This window comes from Micromonospora sp. NPDC048898 (assembly GCF_043198035.1).
Taxonomy (GTDB): Bacteria; Actinomycetota; Actinomycetes; order Mycobacteriales; family Micromonosporaceae; genus Micromonospora.
Genome location: NZ_JBICUF010000011.1, coordinates 14,679 through 38,325 on the forward strand (window position 1 = coordinate 14,679; position 23,647 = coordinate 38,325).

The window sequence follows — 23,647 nt, forward strand, 5'->3', positions numbered from 1 at the left end:
GACCCCGCAGTCAGAGGTAGTAGGGCAACTCGGGCAAGACCCCCTCAGCCTGAAACTCGATGCGGTCCCGGCGCTCGCGCTCGGTCTCTTCGCGGCGGATCTGCTGAACGCGCTCGGTCGACAACCCCAACACGCCAGACAGCTGGGTCGGCGTTGCGCCGAGCAGCCAACCCGCCAGGATCAGCGAGTCGCGCTCCTCGTACGCGAAAGTCGACAGGGTTCTGTGCTGATCAGCCGTGCGGTTGGTGTACCGCAGCAGGGTCATCATCCCGTCCTCAGTGCGCGCGTCGATGATGGCGACGCCGGACGGGCTCTCGATCAGGTGGTAGCCGAGGCCTGAGAGGTCATCCTTGGCCTTGTTTCTCAGCATTTCCGACACCCCCGCTTTGGCGGCCTCGATCACCTCCGGTGCCATGGAGGCGCACGCCGTGGCGATGGACTTGTGGAGATCGCGTTCGCTGTCCTCCCACTGGGCCACGATGGCAGCCCGCGTGTCGACCCGGTTGAGTTCGTCGATGGCGGTGTGGGTGGCCGTGATGTCGTTACCCTCGACGGTCACGCACCATTCGACGGTGTGCCAACCGCGGTACAGCTGCGCAGTGCGGGCGCCGAGGTGGCCAGCAAGAAGCTCCGCCTCGTACGCCCAGGCGACGGTGCGGGTGGTGGTCTCGGGGGCACTGTCCAGGTCGGCGGGACCGTAGATGCGGACCTTGAAGTTCTCCATAGCCGCAGCATAAGCGCGCTTTAGCCAAGACGTTAGCTTGCTTTAGTTTGGCCTGGGTGTGTCGGGCCAGGGGACGGGTGACCGGGTGCGGAGCAACTGCCACCACGCGTGCGGCGCGTCAGCCTCGGTGGACACACCAGGCACCCCCATCACCGGAGCAGGACTTCGCCGTACCCGTCGTCGCACTCGCCCGGTGATCGGCCGCCGGTGCTGATGCCCGCGGCATCGGCCTTCGGTTGCATGCAGTCCGGGCTGGGCGGTACCTTCGGTCGGTGGGCTGACGCGCCAGCGGGGCCCGTTCAGCGTCGGCGGCGTAGCCGCTGCGACACGGTGGGCTTCGGAATCCCCGTTGCTCGGCTGATCTCTGCTTGGCGAACGTCGTCGTCGACCAGCCGCTGTGCTACCCGTGCCCACGTCGCGATGTCTGTCGCCTGCGCGAGGGCATCGACTTCTGCGGCAGTTAGCTGCCGCCCTTGACGTACCCGTGCTGCGATCTGTGCCCGCTTCGTGGTCAGCTGTGGGCGGTGCTGCCCTTCCCTGGTCATCGCTGCGCGTGCTCGATCCGGGTCCCGGTTGGTCTCGAGGGCCTGACGGCCGGTGCTGCCGGCCTGAGCCTGCGGCATCGCGGCGAACCGTTGCAGGGTGGCGGGAGACGCCAGGGACTGTCCGGTCGACAACCCATGCCGCTGGCGGTACTCGGCCGCGGTGATGCCGTGGGCATACCAGGCGTGGGTGCCGAGCGCCCGCTTCCAGTCACCGCAGTCGTGGCATCGCAGCGCCTGGCCGTCCTCGCTGGCATCGAGCTGCGCCCACCGGCCGTACCCGTCGGGGTCGCCGGGGACGGGTCCGATGGCGATAGCCGCGGGCGGCCGGGGCCGCCGATTCGCCGCCTGGCTTGCCTCGGTCCGTCCTCGGCGGCGCACGCCCCAGTCATCGAGGCGGCTCGCCAGCGTCGCCCTGGAAACGCCGTGGCGTTGCGCGAGGACGTTAACGCTCGTACCGGCGAGGTACGCCTCGACGATCTCATCCCGAGGCAGTGGCAGCCGGTTCGGGCCGGTCACTGTGGGAGCTGGGCGTACGCCCCGGTTCAACGGCGCCGGCGGGTCGCGATGCGTCGCGTCGCGGGCATGTTCCTGCCCGGCTGCTCGTAGAACATGAGTGATCGCCGAGGCGTGCACGCCGTGGCGGCGGGCTAGCTCGGTGCCGGTCTCGGGGGCCACGTCCACGGGGTAATTCTTTCAAGGAGTTCCCTGCGGGTACTCGCCCGCCAGGGTTGGTTCTGCTCAGGGAAATGACGGCTCGTAGTCCGCGCCGCAGTAGCGCACTCGCATCTAAGTCGCCGCTGGTGCTGATACCGCGGGCATTGTGCCGGCAGTGACGTCGTTGTTGAAGCTTCGCCGAGCATCGGCGGCGTTGCCGGCCGCCAGGTGGCGGCCAGGGGAGCGGCGAATCTGCGAGCGTGACCGCGCGGTCTCAGCTAGTCGGAGAGCTGGGTTGCCCGGTGGCCGTCAGCCGTGCCAGGCGGGTGGTGATCGCTCCGTGGTTGCGGCCGTGCTCTTCCATCAGCTCGGAGATGTCCGCGCCCTCCGCGGCGCGTCGGGCGAGCCGCTTATCCTCGTCGGGCGTCCAAGGCATGTGTGAGTTGGGGTGGACCGCGCGGAGGTCTTCCATCCGGTAGGCCGGGGTTCGTGGGGGCGCCAGCGGCCGGCTGGTGTTTGGGCCGGGAAACGGGGCCAGGCCCAGGGCGTACAGCTTGTACCGGATGCTGTTGCCGGTGCGCCCCAGCTCACCGCCGATCGTCTCGGCGTCAGCCCCTTCGTGGTGGCGGCTGGCCACGTACGCGGCCTCCTCCTCCGACCATGGCCGGGGACGACGCGGCGAGGGCGGCCGCGTCGATGGTCCGGGGTTCGCCACGGCGGCGAGAAACACCCGCGCCACTAGCGCCAGATCACGGCCCGGCAGGTACCCGGCGAACTCGGCGATGAGGTTGCCCTCGCCGTCGGCGCCGATCACCTCGACGTTCGGGCCGTCAACACCTGTGGTGAGCGTCAGCGTGTAGTGGCGGCCGGCGTCGTTGAGCTCCCACGACAGTGCGGCCGGAGGCGCCGGCCTCGTGGCCGCGGGATTGGCGGGTGGGGGCGGCACCGGGTCGTGCGTGGGCGGCGGCCAAGAGTTGATGGGCAGCCGGTGGAGGTCAAGACCGAACAGGAGCTCGTCCACATCGTCGGTGGCGTAGTGCACCGAGCCGTCGTCGAGTCGGTAGGCGACCTCACCGGTCACTCGATCTTCGATGCTGGCCAGCGCGACGTGCAGCCTCTGCCCGGCGAATGGGCTGTCGACCCCGGGGTCGGTGGCCCCCGGACGGAACGTCAACGTCGCGTACGTTGCGGGGCCCATACCCTGGTACGTCCTGCCAGGGTCGCCATGCCAGGTGCCACTCTCGTCTTTAATCGCATAGATCAACGCCACGAGCGCACCTTACGGTCGGCCACTGACAGTTTCAATGACGTCGCCTTACGTGACCCGCCCGGTTCTCTGGGGTGGCCGTCCTGTAGCTGCGGCCAGCTGCTCCCCGGCGGGCACCTGACCGGCTTCCTTGCGGACCCGGCCGCGCGCCCGGCGCGGTGATGCCGGCGGCATCACCGCTGGCGGGGCTGGTCGGTTTCGAGGCTAGGAGGGGTGCTCAGAAAGCAACGGGGCGGTGAAGGTTCCGAGCGCCGACTGCGCCCGCTCCAGCCCTGCCGGCCCGAACGCGAAGGCGTACATCCGCGCGGCGAACTCGCTCTCGGGGCTACTCGGAGTCGTCGGCCTAGCCGACGAGCCGTGCCTCTTTGTCCCTGGGCGGTGAGCGGTAGCGGTTTGTGGTGGCGCTGCTGCCAGACAGACTCTTGATGTCCGCTGTCGGGCACGACAGGTAGCGGGCAAGGGCTACATAACCGTCGATGCGTCACGAACTCCGCGACACCGTCAACCAGCGTGCCCTGCCGCATTCTGAGTTGCGCGGTGCTGCTGGCCGCCGGTCGTCGGGCAGGTCGGCTGCCGTCGCTGCCCTCGGAAGCGTTGCGGTTGATGCGGTGTTCATCGGCGGTGCATAACGCAGACCACTCTGCCGAGGACCGTCGCTTGGTCACCTGGGATGACCGGGTGGTGACGGCTGCGGGGGACGAGTTCGATGTGACCGTCGCGGGTGCGGTACTGCTTGACGGTGGCCTCACCGTCAATGAGGGCTGCGACGATGTCGCCGTTGTCGGCTACCGGCTGCTGTCGCACCACGATGACGTCGCCGGGGGAGATGCCGGCCTCTACCATCGAGTCGCCTCGCACCCGCAGTGCGAACAGGATGCCCCGGCCTACCAGCTCCGACGGCAGGGACAGCACCTCCTCAACGTGTTCCTCAGCGAGGATGGGGGTGCCGGCGGCGATGGATCCCAACAGCGGCACACGCGTCCCGCGATCGGAGCCGGACTCGGCTTTTGGAGCGCCGACGGAGCTGGGTCGAGTGTCGACCGCCCGCGCGCCACCGGAGGCCCGCCGCAGCAGGCCACGTCGTTGGAGGACCTTCAAATGGTGCGCCACGGAGGACGGGGAGCCTAAACCGACGGCCGCGCCGATCTCGCGCACCGTTGGCGGGTAACCGTGTCGCTCGACCCATTCGTGGATCGTGTCGAGGACCTGTTGTTGCCGCTTCGTTAGCGGGGGCGGATCCGGCGATGGGCCGAGAACGGTCACGTTTGAGACGATACCCGCAATCTTCGATCACCTGTACTAACTAGGGCGTGTCGAATCGCGTCCGCGGTGTGGCCGCAGCGAGTTGTCGAGACGCACGACGCGTGGGTGGCCTGTAGTCGTGTCGGCCAGGGCCGTGTGATAGAGGTGGGCCCCGTGGTTATTGGAAACTGCGAACGCCGCAGGCGGTCCGCTGCGGGGCACGGAGGCCTTCGGCATCGCGGGGCGGTGGCACCAAGACGTGGCACGTGCCCATTCGCTACGCGGTCATTCGGCAATCGCCGTCAAGTCCGGCGGTTCGCCGCCGGTCTTGAAGAAGGTGACTGCCAGTTGTATTGCCGTTTCGGGCCGGAGTTGTAGGTCCTCGGCCGGGTACTCGGTGGGCACCCCACCGAGATCAAATGCCACTCCGTCGCTCGGGATCTCCGCTGTGGGGTCGTGCAGGTAGGCGCCATCGTCGGTGATGTGTACCGCGAAGGCGTGGGTGGGGTGACCGAGCCCGATCTGGATGCCGGGTGGCAGGTCGTCGGGGTCGTCGGTGGTGTCGCTGAAGATGGTCAGCACGACGGGCTCGCCGGCCTGCTGGATTTCGCGGAGGAGGGCTTCTAAGGCGTTGGGGTCGGTCAGTTCGACCTCGTGGTTGTCGCGCTGGTCGCCCCAGTCGTAGGTCCAGGTCACCTTCATGCGATCGCCTTTCCGTTGCCGGTGTAGGTACGCCAGTGGCGTACCTGCCCGTCATCGTCGCGTACGTAGACGGCCAGCTGCGTGCCGGCCGGCAAGAGCCGGGAGAGGATCGTTTCGCAGCCGTAGGGGGTGTAGTCGCAGGGAGGATTGTTCGTCACCACAGCCGCCTGGGTGATCCGGTCGCGGCGCATCCGGGCGGCAAGCTTGGCCTCCAGATGGTCGGTAGTGGTGGCGATGAGCTTGTAGGCCGGCTTGAGGTCGGCGGCGGCGGCCGGGTCGCGGCCCGACTTCAGGGGTATCCGCTTACCACCGATCAACGCGACACCGGAGGTGGGGTCCTTCGCTTGCCGGCGAGGCAGGTCACGAGCGGCATCTTTCAACCATTCGGGCAACGGCTCAGGCGGCGCCGGCACGTCCGTTGCACTCGCAGACGTGCCGCGTGCGGCGGGCGGTTGGCCGATGTCGCCACCACCGCCCGTTATCAGTTTCCCAGGTCACCGACCTGCCGAGCCTGCGCCAGCGCCGTATCGACGTGTTGCCGGGCGGCAGTCCCGCGCGTCCGGACGGTCACCAGGACCTGCAGCACCTGCTGCAGCCGCGCCAGCGTCGGACCAGGCTGCCCTCCCTGCAACGCCGCCGTGACCAACCGTCGCGCGTCATCGACCGCAGACGCCGCCGCCGCGAGATGGCTGTCGACGGCGGTCAGCGCGGCCACCACCGGCGTGAGGGCGGCGATCGTCTCCTGGGGCGACGGCTGCTGCGCCACGGCACCCAGCGACCGCGACGCCTCACCCAAGGCGCCACCGGCCTCCGCCAGGTCCGACCGAGCCGGCCCGAGCACTGCTCGTACTCGAGCCAACCCCACCGTGATGCCAGTAAAGCCGGAGGCCACCGCCCGGACGGCGATCTGCTCGATCGCTTGGTCGGCGGCCGAAGCCTCCTGCTGCGCCCGGTCCACACCCGCCGCCATCGCCTGAACATCGGCGCCAATGGTGTCGGTCAGCGACATCGCGCCACCCTCCGGCTCAGGATCCACACCGAACCGTCGCAGCGTAGGGACGAGCGCCTATGGAGCACAACCAATCGGTGACAGCACCGATCGGTTCGGCAGACCGGCGCGAGTTGTGCCGGTATGCAACGGCCCAAGCCACCCTTTGCGGGCATGGGAAACACTGGCGGGCGCAGGCCTGGCGGCGAGAGCTGCGGCCCACCCGCACTAGCATGGGGAAAGCACTCAACCGGCGGGCGGCTGAGCCGCTCAACTGCCGCCCCACCCCCACGGGAGTGGGGCGCACATCATCTCCAGGAGTGGTCCCGCTTGTTGCGCGGCGCACCCCCACCGGCGTGGGGAGAACAGGGCCTGCACCTGAAGGAGTAATCGCCGTACGGACCACCCCCACGGGCGTGGGGAGCACGCCGGCGGCTGGGCGCCGCTGCGCATCATCGGCGGCCCACCCCCACGGGCGTGGGGAGCACGCCAGGATGAGCGCCACCGTTTCCGGTCGGACCGGCCCACCCCCACGGGCGTGGGGAGCACCCTACAACCCCGGACCCGGTCCTATGAGTGCGGGCCCACCCGCCACGAGCGTGGGGAGCACGGACACGCGGCGACCGAGCGGCGACTCGTGTCCGGCCCACCCCCACGAGCGTGGGGAGCACACCTTGGACGTGCCGTTCAACGCGGCGACTGCCGGCCCACCCCCACGAGCGTGGGGAGCACCGAGATGAACGCCCGCGCGGCCGTCCATGCCTCGGCCCACCCCCACGAGCGTGGGGAGCACACTCCGCGACCTGCGCTTTTCCCCAGCCTTGCGGCCAGATGATGTCGGGCTTCGGTCCTTGTGGATCTATTGGCCCGTTCTCCAGCTGTCGTTGCCGTAATTGATGCCGGGTCGCATTCGCCGAGGTCGGGGTTCCAGAGGGGAAAACATGGGCGGTTGGGGGCGCTCACCGTTCGGGGGCGAGGTTGAGCAGGCCGCAGCCGAAGGACTTCCCGCGGCCGATGCCGGTCAGGATGGCGGTGCGGACGTCGTCGGCGTTGGTGATCACGGCGGTGCCGTCGAAGCGGGTGATGCTGTGGCGGACGTCTTTAATACGGCCGACCGCAGCGGGTTCAGGCTGGACGGTCAGAGTGCGCAGGTCGAGCCCGCTGGTATGGGCTTTGCGGTGCCACCAGTCTTCGGCGGCGGTGCCGAGCAGGGGTACGACTTTCCCGGCGGCGTCGCCGACGGCGACGCGTTTGGACGCGTTCGCGGCGATGCGGTACCGCACGCGCATGCCCGGTTCGAGGGCTTTCAGGAGGGGGCCGATGTCGCGGATGGCGACCTCGCCGTAGCCGTCGGGTAGCCGGGTGAGGTGTGGGGGGATGCAGCTTTGGGCGAGGAGGGTGGGGCCGGTGCGGCTGTGATCGAGGCGGAACAGGACGCCGCCGCGGTGTCGGGCGTGGTCGCCGAGGTCGTTGGGCACGAGGCTCATGACTCTGCGGTGTAGGGCGACGACGTCGCGCAGGTCGTTGTTGCAGCTGCGTTGGCGCAGGTCCAGCGCGATCCGGACGAGCCAGGCGTTCACGCTGTTGTTTCCTTCCGGTAGCGGTCGATTGCGGTGAGGTAGTCGGGGCCGAGCCCGGCGCAGAGTTCGGTGGCCATGCGGTGGTGGGTGACCCAGATCGTTCGGGACAGGTATCGGCGGTGCTTCGGATGGAAGGTCACGGGTATGTCGTTGACCATTAGCTGTCTGGCGTCGGAGCTCGGTGGTGGATGTTCGACCACGAAGTCGACGTCGACGTCGGACGCCGGTTGTCGGGGTGCTCGGCGAGCGAGAGGCACCCGGTGGTAAAGGTCGTGCACCGCGTTCGGGCCGGGACCGTGTAGGAGCAGGGGCGCTTCGGCGGGGCAGGATCGTCGACCCAGGTACGGGGCCCAGACGGGCTGGTCGAGGGCTGCGGCGATGGCGGTGAGGGTTGGCAGCGCTCCGGTTGCCGCCACGGTGAATACGGCGTCGCTGAGGTAGCGGCGGCGCGAGACGATCGTGGCAGTTGCCGCGGGACGTCGGGTGCCGCTGGCGGTCATCACCGTGCGGGCGGGTGGGAGCCCGCCGCCGACGGTGTGGAAGTCAACCAGCGGGGTGCCAGGTCGGTCGACGCGGATGGTGAATTGCAGCGCGCCGAGGTCGTGGTCGCCGTCGTCGATCGGGTGCTCGCGGTGGCGGCCGAGGGCTGCGGCGATCAGGCCGATGAGGGCGGAGCGGGTGGGATAGGCGCGGGTGTCGCGTTCGGTGAAGGTGCTGTGGTCTCCCCAGGATTGCAGGGGACCGGCGAGCCTGATCAGCAGTCCGTTCACCGGTTCTCCGTGGCGGCGATCGCGGCGTGCACGAGGGCGTCGTAGGAGGTGACCCGGGCTCCGAGGTTGTCCAGCGGCTTGTCGGCGGTGGTGGCGTGGGCGTGGTGCAGGAGCCCTTTGCCGGCCAGGAGTTGGTGCACGCGGGCGGTGTAGTCGTCGAGGGCCGCGCTGGCGCGGGTGGCGTAGCCGCCGTTGTAGGCGGCGCGTACGGGGGCTTCGAAGGCGCTGGCCAGGGAGACGGGCCGGTCGGCGCGGACCGTGATGTAGGCCAGGTCGGGCAGGGTGAACGGGGCGGTGGAGTTCTTCTTCGCGCCGGGGATCGCGGTGATGAACGCGTGCAGGAAGTCGGCGGCCAGGCGCGCGGCGAGGGCGTCGTCAGGGATCTTATGGGCCCAGTCGGTGACGTTGTGGCGCAGGTCGGCGAGGTTGACGCTGGCGTACCGGTAGAAGGTGCCGGCGCTGAACTCGGCGTTGTTCATGTGGCCGCTGCCGCTTTCGTCGGCGTCTTTGGTGAGGTCGTCGACGGCGGTGAAGAAGTCGACTTCGGGGCTGGTGTCGTGCACGGTGAAGGCGTGGGCGACCTGGACCGCGCCGTCGACGTGTGCGGAGGGCGCGTCGGCGAGCATCCGGCCGAACAGGTTGATCACTCCGTTGCGGCTGGTGATGATCTCGTTGACCCGGTCGCGAGGCAGGATGGTGTCCTGCTTTTCGCCCTTCTTTGGCTTGGGGCGGGTGGTCGCGGCGGTGAGCGCGTCGTGATGCTCGATGCAGACGGCGGCGAGGTCGTCGAGCGCGCTTTTGGGCAGGTAGAGCAGGACCGATGTGCCGCCGTTGGGCTCCAGGGCCAGGCCTTTGCCGGTGATCGCTGCGGCGATCTGCTGGCCGGCGGTGGCCGCGACGTCGTCGGCCCAGCCGGCGTGCCGTAGCCGGTTGGCCACCTCCAGCGGGACCCGGCGGGTGCGGGCGGCGGCGTCACCGGTGAGGTTTTCCAGTTCGAGCCGTACGGCGCGTTTCCAGCATTGGCTCGATACCCGGGTGCGGTCCACACCGCCGAACCGGACGGTCTTGGGGGAGCCGAGGTCGTCGCGGTTGAGGTTGGCGTACGGGACGGTGTGCAGCAGGTGGATGTCGATGAATCGGGCGCCGGATCGGGTAGTGGTCACGTCGTCTCCTGCAGGGGGTTGATGGTCGCGGTGCGGTAGAAGTCCTGGAGCCAGCGTTTGGCGATGGCGTCGCGGTCGGTGCCCCACCAGCTCAGATCCCGGACGAGCTGCGCCCAGTCGATGGGCACACCGAGGGAGCGGATGCGTCGCACGAGGGCGGGCAGGTGCTGGTGCACGCCGGTGAGGTTCTGCCGGACCAGCAGGTGCAGCCGGGCCTCGGCGGTGGCTTCGCCCATCGCTTGTCGGGGTGATTGGGGGTGTCGTACCGCCATCCCCAACGCTGTGCCGAGGCTCGAACGCCGCACCGGCCCGGCGGCCTTCTCGATGGGCGTTTTGGCGTCGGGCGGGGCCGGTTCGTCGTTCGGCTGGTCGTCGCGCTGACGGCCGGGTTGGGCGGCGATCATCGCCGCGACCGCGTACATCGCCCATTCCTGCGCGGGTGTCGGCTGGTGAGGTAGCCACCGGGCCACGGTGGCGTGCGCGGTGTGGGCCTGCTCCGGGGGGCGGCGCAGGGCACGGCGGAGTCCGGCCCGCCGCCCCGCGTCGGTGCGGCAGACCGAGTGGATGTGCGCGACGAACTTGTCGCAGGTGTCCAGCCCCAGTCTGGCGGGGGCGGTGGTGCTCACAGGGCTTCTCCTTCGCGTAGTGCGGCGGCTAGGCGGCGGTGCGCGCCACGGACTGCCCGGGCGACCCGGGGCCGGTGCGCGAGCCCGTCGGTGGCGTGGTCGATCGCCTCATGGCCCAACCCCTGATACGCCTTCGCGGCCAACTGCCACTGGCGCTCGCGCATGTGCTGCCAGAACAACGGCTCAGCCCGGGACCAGTAGTGCTCCACCGCGGCGCGCACCCACGGTCCGTCCTTCGCCGTGCGGCCCTTGGCGGGCTTGTCGTCGTCGACGGGCTGGGTGGCCTCGCGCCACGCCGCGCGCAGGATCGAGGTCAGCAGGGCGCCGACCTTCTCGGCCGCGGCGTGCAGATCCTCGGCGCCGAAGGCCGCGTCCTCGTCATGCTCAGAGAGCCAACACAGCACCGGCGGTGTCACCGCGGTGAACCATTGCCGGTCCTTGGCCTGCCCATCCTGGTCAAACCCGTATGCCCGGACGCGTAACTGACCGCCGTGGTCGTGCAGCCGGGCGCTGTCGATGATGCGCGGCCGGCGGTGATCCGCCGTGGCGTCGGCGGGCAGGAGCGCGTACACGTCACGCCACAACGCCCGCGCGCCGTCCGCGCGCAGCCGGTACCAATCGCCCTGCCGACTGAGCTTCAGGATCACGTAGGGGTCGGGCAGCAGACCTGTCGGCTGTCGCCGACCCCAGGTCACGTACGCGTCGGTCGCCGTCTGCCCGTCCGGGCTCGGCACGAGCAGGACCGCGTGGTGCAGACCCCCGGTGAGCAGCCCACCCGGCCAGGTCACCGGCTGCGGCGCCCCCAACGGATCGGGGTGGTCCTCGCGCTCCCACGGGCACCGGTCGGCCTCGTCTGGTGCGGTGTGCGCCCGCGGCACTCCCACGACCAGCGACTCGAACAGCGTGCGTCCCACGGGGTGATAGGACATCGAGGTGCGCAACGGCCCGGCGTAGGCGTTACCGAACCGGGCGCCGTTGACCTCTCGCGGCGTGCACTGCCCCGACGCCCCGTAGTACAGCTGCGCCACCAGGTGCCACGCGGCCTCACCCGCCGCGACCGGCATCGGATCGGCGTCCGTGTGGTGGCCGAACCACACCTGCGTGTTGCCGGCCGGACGACCAAAGACGAGCTTGTTCACCCCGGAGGACGTGGGGCACTGCGCGGCCAGGCGCGGGTCCTGCAACCAGGGCCGCACCGGATGGAACAGGTCGAACGCCTCCCGATGCTGGTCGAAGTAGGCGTTGACCCGGTCGGGGTCCAGGCGCCCGCGCCGCATCCAGTCGTCCTGCCGCTGCGCCCAACCGGCGACCTCATCCAGCCCGGTGACCCGCGCCGTGATCGCATACAGGATCCGCCACAGTCCCGACGCGGCCGGCGGTACCGGGACCGCCAGGTCCTCGAAGGTGTGCGCCTGCGTGAACAGCTCACGCAGACCAACCAGACGGGTCTGCGTGCCGGCCAGGACGGGGAGCCACGGCTCGGAGATCAAATCAAAGGAAGCGACCACTGCTCACCCTTCACGACGTGCATCCGTCCGACATTGCTCGCGCCCGCTGGGCGCTTCCCGCCCGCCCGTCCGCCCGCCGAGCCAGGAGCTGCGAAGGTCCTGACGCTTTGTTGGGGTGGGCCGCTGACGATTGACGCAGGCGGGCTGTCGACGGTCGCCTGGACCTACGGGCGTGGGTGTGAGGTGGCCGGGTGCCCTGCCCGGCCGCCCGCCGCACCCCGCACGCGTCGATGGTCAGGCAGCTCACGATCTGCGGCATGCGGGGATTTACCGAGACCGCCCAGTTCTTCACCAAGCTCCTCCAAGCTGACTATGGAAGCAGGTCGCGCCCAACCGATCGCGGACAGTAGTTCACCGTGGCCGACGGGTTGCTACTTTGTGTTGGCGTGTCATCACGATCTTTCGACGACCAGGCCCAGGTCGGCGTCTAACCACACCCGACGGCCGCCAATGTCGATCGGGGCAGGGCCGTTGGGCCCGAGGGTGAACCACAGGGGCTGAACCTCGGCCAGCCAGGCGTTGTGCTGCCAGGACGAGGGCGCCGGCACCGGCGGAATATAGCCCTGCACCAGATTCTCGGGCACCGGAATACTCAGGCCCAGAACCTCACGCACGTCGTCGCGGCTCAACCGTCCGCCCGCAGGAAGCCGACGCTCACGACGCGGGTCCAGCCACTGGCTGCCGTCGCGGCCGAGGTAGCAGCACACCACTCGCGCCGAGTCGGCGCCCAACCTCGTGGCGGCACGCTGCTCCGACAACCCCGAGTCGGTCATCGGAACCAGGTCGTCGAGGGCCGTCGCGTCAGGGATGAGATACAGATCGGCAACCTGCTGCCCGGCAACACCCTTGGCCAGGTAATCGATGTACTCCTGCTCGGCTTGAGGGCTCGCTGACTGCGGGGGGCCGTAGACCGCCTCCACATGTCCCTGCACGTCATCGGGCACCCGGATGCCCGTCACGCCGGCGAGTCTCTGCCGGGTAGAGCGCAACAGGTACGGGTGGTAGACATCGCCCCAGTGCGGCGGCTTGGCGAAGCCCTCGGCGCCGTGCGGCTCCAACACCACCAGCATGGGACGGGTCGCCCACGCTGGGCGCGGATGGTCATGCCGGTGACACCGCCCGGCGCGTTGCAGCAACTGCGCCATCGGCGCGAGGTCGGACACCACCACATCAAAGTCAAGATCAAGTGATTGCTCGATCACCTGCGTCGCTACCACGATCATCCGTTCGGGACGGGTCGTCGCGTCCCGGCCGAGACGACCCGTGATCTCCCTGGTGATCTGCTCGCGCCGCGACGCGGGGAACCGCGAGTGCAGCAACCGGACCTCGGCACGGTCTCCCACCCACTCGCGGATCGCGAGGTAGGTCAGTTGCGCGTCGGCGACGGTATTGCAGACCACCGCTGCCCGGCCACCCTCCTGCAGCAAGGGCGCCAAGCAGGTCCGAATGACCAGTCGCCGATCACGGTGATCTTCGATTCGGCCACGGAGGTGCCGCACCGGTCGCACCTGCACCTGCAGGTCGATCACCCGGCCCGCTGCGACCATCGCCTGAGCCCGTGCCGAAATCGCGAGCACCCGCCCGGACGGCGACGCTGGTACGAACGTCCACCCCGGGTAGCGGATGTCAACCCGCTCCGTCGCCGTGACACCGGCACCACGCTGATAAGCGGAAACCAACTTTCTGACCTGACTTACCGGGATAGTCGCCGACAGCAGGACAACCGGGCACCGGAAATACCCCAACCAGTTCAACAACTTCTGCAACAAGCGCTGCGTGTACTCGTCGTAGGAATGTGCCTCATCGACGATGAACACCTTCCCCGACATGCCCAACATCCGCAGCGCGTTGTGCTTCGTGGTCATCGCCGTCATCAACGCCTGATCGATCGTCCCCGCGCCGAAGGGCGCCAACATCCCGCGCTTGCGGCCCCGCAGCCAATGAGGCGCCGCCACCCTCGCGTCCCCGTCAGTGGACACCGCCGCCCCAGACCCATCCAGCCCGGCCTCAGACTGCGCCTCGTATGCCGCGTTCAACCACGCCATGCTGTGCAACAACGTGATCGGCGCCGGCCCGCTCGCGACCGCCTCCACGAACCGGCGAACCCGCCGATACATCTCATCCGCCGTGGCCATCGTCGGCAACGCGAAGTACAACCCACTCGCCCCGCAGCGCGCGGCCAGCGCCAGCGCCGCCGTCAACGAAGTCTCAGTCTTCCCGTCTCCCGTCGCAGCGGTCACCACCAACATGCCCGGCCCGCTGACCTGCGGCAGCAACTCATCAATCACCGATCGCTGCAACGCGTTCGGGGCGAACGAGAACATCTCCTCGAAACCGGCCGCTCGCAGCCGGGGAACCCCCAACCCCGCCGCGGCCAACAACCGGTCCGCCTCAACGCCCATCTGCTCAAAACGTGCCGCCACCGTCTGTACCGATGCCACCTGCGGCACACACGGCAACTGCCGCCGAAGAAAATCCTCCTGACTAGCCAACCAATCCGCGAGGATCACCAATCCCGTGACCAGCACCAAACACGGGGCAGCCACGGAGATAGGAGCCTTCGGGCTACCCAACGCCTGATCAAGAACCTCAACCAGAGCCTCCCGCTGCCGCGCCCAACCACCACCACCAAGGAACCGGCGGTCACTGCGACTGACCTGATGGAATCGGCCATGGTGACCCCCGAGCGCCTGCGCCACCAAGGCACACGGCCGAGTCCCCGCCAACCCTTCGTTCTCGTAGCCGTAGCCCGCGAGCAATGCCACCAACGACACCTGCGTCGCCCGGTCATGCGGCAAGCGCCCCGAACCTTCACCGCCGTACTCAGGCGCGCCCCGAAGCGCCGAAGCCGCCGCCAGATCCTGCCCCTGAAAACCCGGTATCGCCTTACCAAGATCATGAAGACTCGCCCACAGCATCACCAACCGCCTCGCATGGCCCTCGTCCACACCAAGGCCAGCGGCAATCACCCTTCGCTGACCCGTGGTCAAGTACCGGTCCCACAGTCGACCCGCGACGGCGCCGGTATCCACCAGATGCCAAATCAGCGGGTATGGTGCCAAGAGCCCTCGCCACTTGCCCCACAGTCGAAGATCCACATCGGGTTCGTCGATCGTCATCTGCACTGCCTCTACCACTGAAGAAAGACCACTACGGTGTGCCATCGGAGCAAATCAGAGAGGTACGACAACGAGTCGGGCGTCAACCAAGACCTGCGCCCGCGCTTCTAAACGCCCAGTTCAGGAAGGGTGCTCTCCACGCCCGTGGGGGTGGACCGTGTCCGTCGGGTGGCACTGCCCCGGTTGTGGTGTGCTCCCCACGCCCGTGGGGGTGGACCGATCACTGGACCACGTCCCGGATCGTCTCACCGGTGCTCCCCACGCCCGTGGGGGTGGACCGCAGACAGCGACGGCGGTGAGGTCGCTGGTGACGTGCTCCCCACACCCGTGGGGGTGGACCGGCGGAGACGCTGCAGGGCCGGGCGCGGGCCTGGTGCTCCCCACGCCTGTGGGGGTGGCCCGAAGCAGGAGTTGATTCGCAGGGCGCGCAATGGGTGCTCCCCACGCCTGTGGGGGTGGGCCGGCGGCCGGTAAATACCGGCGGCGCATCGGCTGGTGCTCCCCGCTCCCGGTGGGGGTGGGCTGCCGCCAGCGGCCGGGAAGCGCGCACCCGGCCCGCGTTCCCCACACCCGTGGGGGTGGACCATACTGCCGCGCGGTCAGCCGCATCATGTCCGCGTGCTCCCCACGCCTGTGGGGGTGGGCCGGTCTGGGACACCGTCACCGGCGCGACCGTGGCGCGCCTCCCCACGCTCGTGGGGTGGGCGATCGACCTCACCAAGGGCCAGGAAATTTTCTTCTTGCAGCGCTGGATAGCCCAGCGGGCCAAGCTCTCGCCTTGGTGATCCAGCATGCCCTCGCGAGGTCGACACGCCGCCGAATTAGTACAAGTGGGTCAATTGGTCGGTAGTGTGGCGGTTGTGACAGTCGACGAGTCGCTACCGACGCCGACGCCTCGACAGCGACGGATCCTCGCTGTGATTCAGGGCTGGGTGGATCAGCATGGCTACCCGCCGACCGTACGAGAGATCGGTGCCGCAGTGGGCCTCGGTTCTCCGTCGTCGGTGGCGCATCACTTGAAGATCCTGCAGCGGCACGGTCTGATTCGCCGGATCCCGGGTGGACCGCGGGCGCTCGACGCACGCCCGGCCGTCGTGCCTAACCGGCAGGGTGCAGTCTCTGTTCCACTGCTGGGGGCCATCGCTGCGGGCGCGCCGATCCTCGCCGAATAGCATGTCGAGGATGTTCTTCCCCTGCCCGCCGACCTCGTCGGCCGGGGCACGCTGTTCGCGCTGCGGATGCGCGGCGATTCGATGGTCGAGGCGGGCATCGATGACGGGGATGTGATCGTCGTACGCCAGCAGCCAGTGGCTGACTCCGGGGATATCGTCGCGGCGCTGATCGGTGACGAGGTCACCGTCAAGCAATACCGAGTCCGAGATGGGCGGGTCGAACTCGTCCTCCGCAATCCCCGCTATCCCATAGTCCCCGCCGACGGCGCACAACTTCTCGGCAAAGGTCGTCTGTGTCCTGCCGGCCAGTAAAGGCTTCCTTCGTCGCAGCACCAGACAACAAATGGTCTCTACCTTGGCAGATCATGCAGCTTCGGGAAAGGGGAGCCGGGACACGCCGTACCCGCGCGAGGGCTCGTTAGCCCGGGGTGATCCTGGGCGTTGCCCCGGCTCCCGGCTTACGTCCCGTTTTCCGCTGCGGAGTCGGGTGGGGCAGGGAAAGCGAGGCCCTCGTCGTAGAGGATGCCGGCGCGCAGGCAGTGGTGCAGGCTGCCGAGGAGCCGGGCGTAGATGCGCCGTAAGGCGGCGGGGTGGCGGTCGCCGGTGGCGCGGCGGCGGTCGTAGAGGGCTCGGGCGCCTGGGGAGCGGGTCAGCGTGGCGAAGGCCCAGAGGTGGCCGGTTTCGGCCAGGATCGGGTTGGCCTTGCGGCGGTGGCTGACCTTGCGGGAGGTGCCGCTTGCCCAGGTGATCGGCGTTGCCGCGCAGAGCGCTCGCAGGTTGCGGGCGGTGGGGAATCGCTGTGGGTCGTCGCCGAGTTCGGCGAGCAGTCGGGCGGCAAGGAGCGGTCCCAAACCGGGGAAGCTGCGGTAGATCGCTGTGTGCGGGTGCTGCTCTGCCAGGGCGTCGATCTGTGTCCAGAGGGTGTGCGCCGAGGCGATGGCAGCGTTGAGCTGGGTCAGCAGGGCAGTGGCGGTGTGTCCCATGGCGGTTTCGACTTCGGCGGGTTGGCGGAGCGTACGGGTGTGGAACAGCTCGTGCAGTCGGCTGGCCTCGGCGGTGATGAGACGGGTACGTCCGGACGCGGTCAGTAGCGTTTCCAGACGTCGGTGGGTGAGCCGGGCCGCGCGGGTCGGAGTGGGGGCGGCGGTGAGGACGGTTCGGGCTTCCGGCCTGGTGAGGCCTCCGGGCAGGTGCGCCCATGCGGTCGCCGCCGCGGGGTAGTAGTCGCGGAGCACCGATCGGAGCCGTCGTGCCAGGAGGCCGGCGGTGTGAAGTGCTTGTCGGTGGGCGCGGGTCACCTCTCGCAGCGCGGCGGCCTCGGACGATACCGTCGGTGCGGGTCGGTGGGCGTTTCCGTCGACCCGTAGTACGTGCGCGAGAAGGTGGGCATCGCCCCGGTCGGACTTCCGGCGCTGCGCAGCGAGGCGGCTGCGGTAGTTGGCCACCTGCGTCGGGTTGAGCACAACGACCGGCTGACCCGCCTTACGCAGGGCGGCGACCATCAGACCGCGGCCAGTCTCGATCCCGATCGGGATCGAGCGTCGGTTGCGCCGTACCGCGGCGAGCGCGGCCAGGAGTTGGGCCAGACCGTGAACGTCGTCGGTCACACGTAGGTGGGTGATGAGCTGACCTTGCTCGTCGACCACGGCCACGTCGTGATGACTCTCGCCCCAGTCCAGGCCCGCGTAGTACTTCATGATCGTCCAGTTCAGAGAAGGGGCCTGTGGTGCAGGTCGAGCGCACGGTCTCGCTTGAGGGCTCGACCGCCCAGGATCGCAGCGGGCAAGGACCCGGCCAGCCGATGATTCGATGATCACCGGGTTGGACACTAGATCGACTTACGGCCGGGATCGAGTCACGCCGATCGGTTGCGGGATTGGCCCTACCGTGGCCGGCCTTGCGGAGGCCAGCGACCATCAGACCGCGACTGGTTTCGATCCCGACGGGGATCGAACGTCGGCTACGTTTCACCGCGGTAAGTTCGGCTAGGAGTTGAGTCAGCCCGCTGGCGTCGTCTGTCACGCGCGTGTGGCTGATGAGCTGGCCGTCGGCGTCGACCACGGCCATGTCGTGGTGGCTCTCGCCCCAGTCCGGGCCCGCGTAGTAGTTCATGGTCGTCCCGTTCGAGGGAATGGGTTGTGGTGCTGGTCGGGCGCACGGTCTCGCTTGAGGGCTCGGCGGCCCAGGATCGCAATGGGCATCACCCGACCAGCGGTGTCCGAAGATCACCGGAATGGACACTAGACTGGCTTGCGGCAAAGATCGAGTCACGCCGGCCGTCTCGGCCTTCGTCCGATCACGGGCGGCATGCCCGATACGTGCGCCTCAGCAGCCCCAGCAGGCCAGAAGATCTTTGCGCAGTCTCGGGACCAGGTGAACTGGAGGCCTCGCGAGGCGTCGGGGAACCGCCTGGGGCTGGTGTGCGTCTCACCCTCTGGTGGTTCGCTTTATCCGTAGTGTCCGTCTGGCGGTGTGTGCCGCCGAAGGAGGTCGACGATGCCTCGCCGTGTTACCGCACTGCTCACCCTGACGCTGCTGGCCCTGCCTGCCGCCTGCGCCTCACCGTCCGCGTCCGCCGTGCCGAGCGTGCCGCACGCTGAGCAGTCGTACTGGCCTGCCCAGGATGCGCTCAACGACGCCGCCGAAGCCGTGGATGGCGTCGGCGAGCGCTGGCCCGACGTGTACGCGGACGTGAGCCTCGATGTTCCCGCTGGTGTGCTGCTGGTGCACCGCATACCTTCTGCCGGTTTCGACGAGGCGGTGCGTCAGCTCGGTGTGCACGTCACGGTGCGTTTCGTCGATGCTCAGCATTCCGCCCGGGCGCTCGACCGGTGGGTCGAGCAGATCGCTGCCGACATGGATTACTGGCGGCAGCGAGGTGTGGCCGTGTACGAGGTGGGGCCGACGATCGGGAAGTGCGTCAGCGTCGGCGTCGGTGACCCGCAACGCGACGCCGCTGCGGTCACCGCTCACTACCCGGGTGTGCCGCTGTGCGTGGAGCAGGGCGCGCCGGCGGTGCCGCTCACCGCCGAATGAACCCATGCGCGATGGACCAGGCTGATTGGGCGACTGCGGATCCTGCACCTGAGTCCGACTCTCCGCCAGTTGGTTGGTCTGCGGATAGCAGCGACTCGGGTGCCGCGGGGTCCATTGACCACGTGGATCGTCTAGACGTCGTGGTCGACCGGCAAGGCGATAGAATCGGTCGGCCTGCCTGAAGATCGCCGGCCGCTCGTCCGGACCCGCGGCCGACGGACGCGGTCAACGTCAGACAACGGGCGTTGTCGCACTCGCACCTTACGGTGACGGTTATGGATGCATCCGGAGTTGAGGGGCCACGCCCGCGGAGCGTGGCACTGGTCCGTGAGCATGGCGGGGCGCGTACGCGGACCGTTGACGAGCACATGTTCACCGTCGGGCAGTCGTCGATGCGGTTGCAGCTGTTCACCGCGCCGAATCGGCGGCCGGTTGCGATAGCGACGCAGACTGATCGAGAGGGCGCGTCGCTGGTGAACCGGGCGGAGCGGTTCGTCGAGGCGGTGTGGCAGCGGCACTGCCCGGGCGAGCCGGAACCGCCGATCTTCATCGCCCATCAGCTGCTGATGGGTAAGGATCTCGGGTTCTGCCACTTCGGGTTTACCGTCGCGGGGCCGTTCGCGGTGGCCAGTCCGCCGAGGTGGGGATCGCGGCTGACCGAGGACGAGCTGGCACACCTGGTCGGCAGCCCGGTCGATGCGGGACGCGGGGGTGGCTATGTCGCCCCGGAAGCCCCAGTAGAACCCCGAATGAGCTTTGAGGTCACGGCCGTGATCGGACTGCCGCGGCCGGACCTGCACGGCGAGCCGGCGTGTATGCCGGCCGGAACGACCTGGCGGCGGCGCCTGGTCCGGCAGGTGATGCCGCGCCGCAGACTGCGGAACTGCTGCTGGTACCACAGCGTGGATTGGGCCGCCGCGTCAGGTGCGGCCGTCGCCGCGTTGGCACGAGCAGACACCGAACCACTCAAGGGTGCCCCCACCGATGATCCCGAGGACGCGCGGATGTTCGCCGCTGTGACCGCATTGCGCGCCCAGGGCCTCGACAGCGGGGTGTTGAAGGCTGCTGAGACGTTGTTCCTCGATCCGATCCAGCCTGAAGTGCCCGGCGCCGTCGTGCCGTACATCAACGGGCGACACCGGGCCGACGCGATGCTCGACGCCGGCGTACGCCACACCGTCATCGGCCGCTGGAGCGACCCAGACACCGACCGGTGACCAGCGGTGCGTACCGCGATGCGGCGATCCGGGATCTCATCGCAGCGACCGATCAGGTTGATTGGGTATCCGGGCGCGAGCCGTGGCGCGAGTTCCTGCTCGGGCTGATCCGCGGCCGGTGGCCGCAACGCCACGGCTGGCCGGTCATCCCCCGCCTGGCCACGCAGCGGCAGGACACCGCTCCGCGGAGCGGCCCGGCTGGCGGATGCGGGCGGCGAATCAGCTCTACGACGACGACGGCCTTGACCGCGAGTAGTTCGTCTTCGCGGTCGCCTACCAACTGTGCCATCGGTGCGAAGCTGGCTGGGTGGAGGCGTGGCATGCGCTGGAGCCCTATCGGCTGGAGGTTCCCTTCGGGCCAAGGGCGAATGCGCCTGCGCCGCGACCGGGCTGCTGCGGCGCCGTGGAGCGCGCCCGGATCCGCGATCGGCGGTAGGTCGCCCACTCACTGGTCCAGGTCGCAAGGTCGTGGACCCATACCTGGGTGCTCTTCTCGGCTTTGCCTGCCCACTTCGCGGCGTTGCGGATCGCGAAGTCGTCCACGGCGTCGGAATCAGTCGCAGCCCACGTTGGAAGTTGCGACACCCAGCGTCCTGCTTGGCCGGGGGTGTGGCCGCAGCCGATTAGCCACTGGATCAGCAGTGCCAGTTCCACCCAAGGCGCTGCTTTAGTCGCGAAAGCCCAGTCGACGATGCGTAGGCCGCTGCTGGTCACGATCAGATTGGTCGGGTTGAGGTCAGAGTGCACGAGTCCGTTGCCGGCCATCAGGGGATGCGCGAACCCGAGCCGGTCCGCCGGGCCGTACCAGGTGCCGTTCGGCGCGCGGGTGTTCTGTAGCTCCTTGAGCGTCGCGGCGAGGAGGTCGAGATCGGGACTGGCGGGGGACAGGTCGGGGTGAGGGCCAGCAAGGTGCTCGGTCGCCACCACCAACCAGTCGTCGGACTCGAAGTGCCAGAGGACCGCTGGCGGGTACCGGTCGATGGCCGTGGTCGCCGCCAGCTCGTAGCGTAGTGATCGGACGCAGAGGTCGGCTGAGGCCGCCTTGATGAAGACGTTCGCGGTTGGTCCGGTGACTGTCGCGGCGATGTCCGCGTGGTCACCGTGGGAGGCCGGGGTGACGTCGAAGGGTCCACCGACCCGTTCGGCGATCGCAGCGGTGACGTTGTCAGGCAGATCGGTCCAGGCACTACGCATTGATCATCTTTCTCCGGTCCGATGCTGGGTGAGTTGAGCTCTAGGGCAGCTGAACCTCGCCCCGCCGTGTCAAGCGCTAGTCCCCAGTGGCCCTCCGCGGACTCCGGTTGGCCGGCTCCGGGCCATTTCGGGGGAGAGCTGGTAGCTAACGCGGTCGCTGGACGCGACGGCCCCTGGTTCGGTTTCCGGGCCTTCGAAGCGGGCCGGCGCTCCGCGGGGCACGGCGCCCTCGCTCATCCGCAGGCGCGGCGTCCACGTTACGGGAGCCCGCGTCCGCCCTGATGCGGCGATAGCGGCGCGTCTGTTCAGCGTCTGAAGCGGTACACATAGTGTGAGGGGATGCTGACCATCCTCGCGACGCTCGGCTACGTCCTGCACCCCGACGGCGAGCAGGTGTTGCTGATCCAGCGGGACAAGCGACCCGACGACGTGCCCTTCGGCTACCACAACGGACTGGGCGGGAAGCTCGAGCCGGACGAGGACGTGGTCGCTGGGATGCGCCGGGAGATCCGAGAAGAGAGCGGTCTGGAGTGCCGCGAGGTGCAGCTTGCCGGAACGATCTCCTGGCCCGGCTTCGGCCGCGGCGGGGAAAACTGGTTCGGGTTCCTGTTCCGCATCCCCGACTGGAGAGGACAGCTGCGGCCGGAGTGCCCTGAGGGTGAGGCCATGCCACCGACGGTCAGTGACCCCCAGTGTGAGGTCGGCTCCCGTCCACGCCCGGGTGGAGATGAGTACCGCGTCGCGTTGGCGGGCGCGGGCCTGCAGTGAGCGGATGGCCGGAGGGCTGATGCTGGCCGGCGGTTGCACTACGACCATCTCCATGCCGTCCAAGAGCGCGGCGATGACGGTGAGCCAGTCGGGGCCTGGCTCGGGGACCAGGGCGAGGCGGTCGAGTGGGGTGTCGTGGTCGACGCTGGCACAGAGCGCGCCGAACGCAGGCAGGCCCACCACTGCGGCGTACGCGCCGGTGCCTTTCAGTGCGCCGGCCAGCAGGATCGTGACCAGCGAGATCGGGCCGGCCGCGGTGACGGTCGCCCCGCGGCGTATCCCGCCGGGCCATGGCAGCAGCGGATGCAGAGCGGAGTGGGTTGTGACGATCCGCGCCGTGTCGGGAGCGGCGAGTTCTGCTTCGGCTGCTGTCTGCACCGGTTGGGCGAGCAGCGCCGTCGCTCCGCGGGTCTGGGCGGCCCTGTTGACGCGATCGAGGGCAGCGCGCACGTCGGTGACGCCGCTGATGCGGCCGCCGCCGTTCCATCGTTCGCCCACGTCCTGCTCCGCCCCTCGCTTGCGCTGCGGGGAAGGGCAGCTTACCTGCGGATATGTGATCCGGTTCGCGGTCGAATCGAACATCCGTACGAAGTTCAGAGTAGCAAAGGCTGGCGGAGGCAAGGTGCTGGGGATGATCATGATGCGAAGGCATCGGCGCAGTCCGGGCAGATGGTGACGTTGCTTGGCGAAGTCCTACCGGCCTGTGCTCAGTGTCGGTAGCGGCGTGGCGGGTAGCTGGTTGGGCCGGCCGAGACAGCCGTTGATGAACGACAGCCTGCGCAACTCGGCGAAGGCCGTGTCCGGCTTCTGATCCTGAGTAAGGCGATTGACGCGCTCGTCGTCGGCGCCCACGCGATGGAAGGCGTCCTCGCATATGGCCTCGCTAGTCAGCGCGGTACCCGACTTGTTCAGCGACTCCCGGGCGTGCTCACCCTGCCGGTAAACAGCGTTGATGGCGTCGACGCGGTCCTGGAACTGGTCCTCGTCGAAGATGTCGCCGAGCTTCCCGGACCCGACCAACGCCACGGCCAGGAGCACGACGACGGCCGCCGTACCGATGCCGAAGCCGAAGCCGACGGTCTTGCCGATCCCATCCAGGAAAGCGTCGGAGCGGCTCCGGGGCGGAGGCTCAAGGTGGGCGGGGGCAGGCTCGTCGACTGCGGCGGCGGGCTCGGTAAAGAAGGGGAGCGTACCGACCGGCACCCTTACTGGTCGGAAATCGCTTCCGCTGTGCGCGCCGCCGGTCCTGTGGTCATCCCTCTGTCCCACCCCTTCGACCGCGGCACTGCACGCATCACCTATGTCGTTGACCCAGAGGCATGAGATGCCGCAGATAGAAGTGCGACCACGATGTTGATTGGTTCGTCGAGAA

Annotated in this window: 19 protein-coding genes, 2 pseudogenes and 1 CRISPR repeat array; of the genes and pseudogenes, 4 read left to right on the plus strand and 17 right to left on the minus strand. The window is 68.8% G+C overall.

Translation table 11 applies throughout. From position 1 onward, the window contains the following. Positions 1–10: 10 nt before the first annotated feature. The 13 genes from ACGFIQ_RS24965 to cas3 form a co-directional block, all read right to left on the minus strand. A complete protein-coding gene (locus tag ACGFIQ_RS24965; protein ID WP_393247434.1) occupies positions 11–724 on the minus strand; it encodes a hypothetical protein in 714 nt (237 codons plus the stop codon). Positions 725–1,023: 299 nt separating this feature from the next. Then, positions 1,024–1,944 carry a hypothetical protein gene (locus ACGFIQ_RS24970; RefSeq protein WP_393247436.1) on the minus strand — a complete coding sequence of 307 codons (921 nt, stop codon included), beginning with the start codon at positions 1,942–1,944 and terminating at the stop codon, positions 1,024–1,026. A gap of 253 nt (positions 1,945–2,197) precedes the next feature. Continuing rightward, positions 2,198–3,121, minus strand: a complete 924-nt coding sequence (locus ACGFIQ_RS24975) for a hypothetical protein (protein WP_393247438.1) — start codon at positions 3,119–3,121, stop codon at positions 2,198–2,200. Between the two features lie 681 nt (positions 3,122–3,802). Then, complete coding sequence (lexA, locus tag ACGFIQ_RS24980) at positions 3,803–4,453, minus strand: transcriptional repressor LexA (RefSeq protein ID WP_393247440.1); 651 nt, start codon at positions 4,451–4,453, stop codon at positions 3,803–3,805. A gap of 264 nt (positions 4,454–4,717) precedes the next feature. After that, on the minus strand, positions 4,718–5,134 hold the full coding sequence (locus ACGFIQ_RS24985; RefSeq protein WP_393247443.1) for an Imm1 family immunity protein: 417 nt from the start codon (positions 5,132–5,134) through the stop codon (positions 4,718–4,720). Further along, positions 5,131–5,526, minus strand: coding sequence for a DddA-like double-stranded DNA deaminase toxin (locus ACGFIQ_RS24990; RefSeq protein WP_393247445.1), 396 nt, complete (start codon positions 5,524–5,526; stop codon positions 5,131–5,133). Before ACGFIQ_RS24990 ends, ACGFIQ_RS24985 begins: the two co-directional genes overlap by 4 nt. 89 nt (positions 5,527–5,615) lie before the next feature. Next, entirely contained in the window at positions 5,616–6,143 is a 528-nt protein-coding gene (locus ACGFIQ_RS24995; protein ID WP_393247447.1) for a DUF6244 family protein, read from the minus strand. 257 nt (positions 6,144–6,400) lie between these two features. Next, a CRISPR array of direct repeats spans positions 6,401–6,915; the repeat unit is 29 nt; unit sequence CGGCCCACCCCCACGAGCGTGGGGAGCAC. A 166-nt stretch (positions 6,916–7,081) separates the two neighbouring features. Further along, positions 7,082–7,702: a type I-E CRISPR-associated protein Cas6/Cse3/CasE gene (locus tag ACGFIQ_RS25000; protein ID WP_393247448.1), complete on the minus strand. Its 621-nt coding sequence runs from the start codon at positions 7,700–7,702 to the stop codon at positions 7,082–7,084. Continuing rightward, positions 7,699–8,472, minus strand: a complete 774-nt coding sequence (gene cas5e, locus ACGFIQ_RS25005) for a type I-E CRISPR-associated protein Cas5/CasD (protein WP_393247450.1) — start codon at positions 8,470–8,472, stop codon at positions 7,699–7,701. Before cas5e ends, ACGFIQ_RS25000 begins: the two co-directional genes overlap by 4 nt. Beyond that, complete coding sequence (gene cas7e / locus ACGFIQ_RS25010) at positions 8,469–9,635, minus strand: type I-E CRISPR-associated protein Cas7/Cse4/CasC (RefSeq protein ID WP_393247452.1); 1,167 nt, start codon at positions 9,633–9,635, stop codon at positions 8,469–8,471. The genes cas5e and cas7e overlap by 4 nt, the downstream gene beginning before the upstream one ends. Next, a complete protein-coding gene (gene casB, locus ACGFIQ_RS25015) occupies positions 9,632–10,261 on the minus strand; it encodes a type I-E CRISPR-associated protein Cse2/CasB (RefSeq protein WP_393247454.1) in 630 nt (209 codons plus the stop codon). Before casB ends, cas7e begins: the two co-directional genes overlap by 4 nt. Further along, entirely contained in the window at positions 10,258–11,769 is a 1,512-nt protein-coding gene (gene casA / locus ACGFIQ_RS25020; protein ID WP_393247456.1) for a type I-E CRISPR-associated protein Cse1/CasA, read from the minus strand. Before casA ends, casB begins: the two co-directional genes overlap by 4 nt. 392 nt (positions 11,770–12,161) lie before the next feature. Further along, positions 12,162–14,888 carry a CRISPR-associated helicase Cas3' gene (cas3, locus tag ACGFIQ_RS25025; RefSeq protein WP_393247458.1) on the minus strand — a complete coding sequence of 909 codons (2,727 nt, stop codon included), beginning with the start codon at positions 14,886–14,888 and terminating at the stop codon, positions 12,162–12,164. Between the two features lie 748 nt (positions 14,889–15,636). Between cas3 and lexA (ACGFIQ_RS25030) the strand changes: the two are divergent. Then, positions 15,637–16,372, plus strand: a pseudogene (gene lexA, locus ACGFIQ_RS25030) (transcriptional repressor LexA). Between the two features lie 146 nt (positions 16,373–16,518). Here lexA (ACGFIQ_RS25030) and ACGFIQ_RS25035 read toward each other — a convergent pair. Both ACGFIQ_RS25035 and ACGFIQ_RS25040 read right to left on the minus strand, forming a co-directional pair. Then, positions 16,519–17,757 carry an IS110 family transposase gene (locus ACGFIQ_RS25035; RefSeq protein WP_393247460.1) on the minus strand — a complete coding sequence of 413 codons (1,239 nt, stop codon included), beginning with the start codon at positions 17,755–17,757 and terminating at the stop codon, positions 16,519–16,521. Between the two features lie 208 nt (positions 17,758–17,965). Continuing rightward, positions 17,966–18,172 (minus strand): annotated as a pseudogene (locus tag ACGFIQ_RS25040) (transposase); the annotation flags it as partial. 384 nt (positions 18,173–18,556) lie between these two features. Between ACGFIQ_RS25040 and ACGFIQ_RS25045 the strand changes: the two are divergent. Further along, positions 18,557–19,096, plus strand: a complete 540-nt coding sequence (locus ACGFIQ_RS25045) for a hypothetical protein (RefSeq protein ID WP_393247462.1) — start codon at positions 18,557–18,559, stop codon at positions 19,094–19,096. 398 nt (positions 19,097–19,494) lie between these two features. Then, the gene (locus tag ACGFIQ_RS25050; RefSeq protein ID WP_393247464.1) at positions 19,495–20,313 is read left to right on the plus strand and encodes a hypothetical protein; all 819 of its coding nucleotides are present in this window, start codon (positions 19,495–19,497) and stop codon (positions 20,311–20,313) included. A gap of 333 nt (positions 20,314–20,646) precedes the next feature. On the opposite strand, the gene ACGFIQ_RS25055 is transcribed toward ACGFIQ_RS25050, so the two are convergent. Beyond that, positions 20,647–21,507: a phosphotransferase gene (locus tag ACGFIQ_RS25055; protein WP_393247466.1), complete on the minus strand. Its 861-nt coding sequence runs from the start codon at positions 21,505–21,507 to the stop codon at positions 20,647–20,649. A 339-nt stretch (positions 21,508–21,846) separates the two neighbouring features. Here ACGFIQ_RS25055 and ACGFIQ_RS25060 point away from each other — a divergent pair, with 339 nt between their 5' ends. Next, positions 21,847–22,275: an NUDIX domain-containing protein gene (locus tag ACGFIQ_RS25060; protein WP_393247468.1), complete on the plus strand. Its 429-nt coding sequence runs from the start codon at positions 21,847–21,849 to the stop codon at positions 22,273–22,275. A gap of 693 nt (positions 22,276–22,968) precedes the next feature. Here ACGFIQ_RS25060 and ACGFIQ_RS25065 read toward each other — a convergent pair. After that, complete coding sequence (locus ACGFIQ_RS25065) at positions 22,969–23,478, minus strand: hypothetical protein (RefSeq protein ID WP_393247470.1); 510 nt, start codon at positions 23,476–23,478, stop codon at positions 22,969–22,971. Positions 23,479–23,647 lie beyond the last annotated feature (169 nt).

Excerpts from the sequence above, each read along its gene's own strand:
- ACGFIQ_RS24985 (WP_393247443.1), bottom strand. The coding sequence starts at position 5,134 with ATGAAGGTGACCTGGACCTACGACTGGGGCGACCAGCGCGACAACCAC.
- ACGFIQ_RS24975 (WP_393247438.1), bottom strand. The coding sequence starts at position 3,121 with ATGGGCCCCGCAACGTACGCGACGTTGACGTTCCGTCCGGGGGCCACC.
- ACGFIQ_RS24965 (WP_393247434.1), bottom strand. The coding sequence starts at position 724 with ATGGAGAACTTCAAGGTCCGCATCTACGGTCCCGCCGACCTGGACAGT.
- ACGFIQ_RS25035 (WP_393247460.1), bottom strand. The coding sequence starts at position 17,757 with ATGAAGTACTACGCGGGCCTGGACTGGGGCGAGAGTCATCACGACGTG.
- ACGFIQ_RS24995 (WP_393247447.1), bottom strand. The coding sequence starts at position 6,143 with ATGTCGCTGACCGACACCATTGGCGCCGATGTTCAGGCGATGGCGGCG.
- cas3 (WP_393247458.1), bottom strand. The coding sequence starts at position 14,888 with ATGACGATCGACGAACCCGATGTGGATCTTCGACTGTGGGGCAAGTGG.
- ACGFIQ_RS25060 (WP_393247468.1), top strand. The coding sequence starts at position 21,847 with ATGCTGACCATCCTCGCGACGCTCGGCTACGTCCTGCACCCCGACGGC.
- ACGFIQ_RS25045 (WP_393247462.1), top strand. The coding sequence starts at position 18,557 with ATGCCTCGCCGTGTTACCGCACTGCTCACCCTGACGCTGCTGGCCCTG.
- ACGFIQ_RS25055 (WP_393247466.1), bottom strand. The coding sequence starts at position 21,507 with ATGCGTAGTGCCTGGACCGATCTGCCTGACAACGTCACCGCTGCGATC.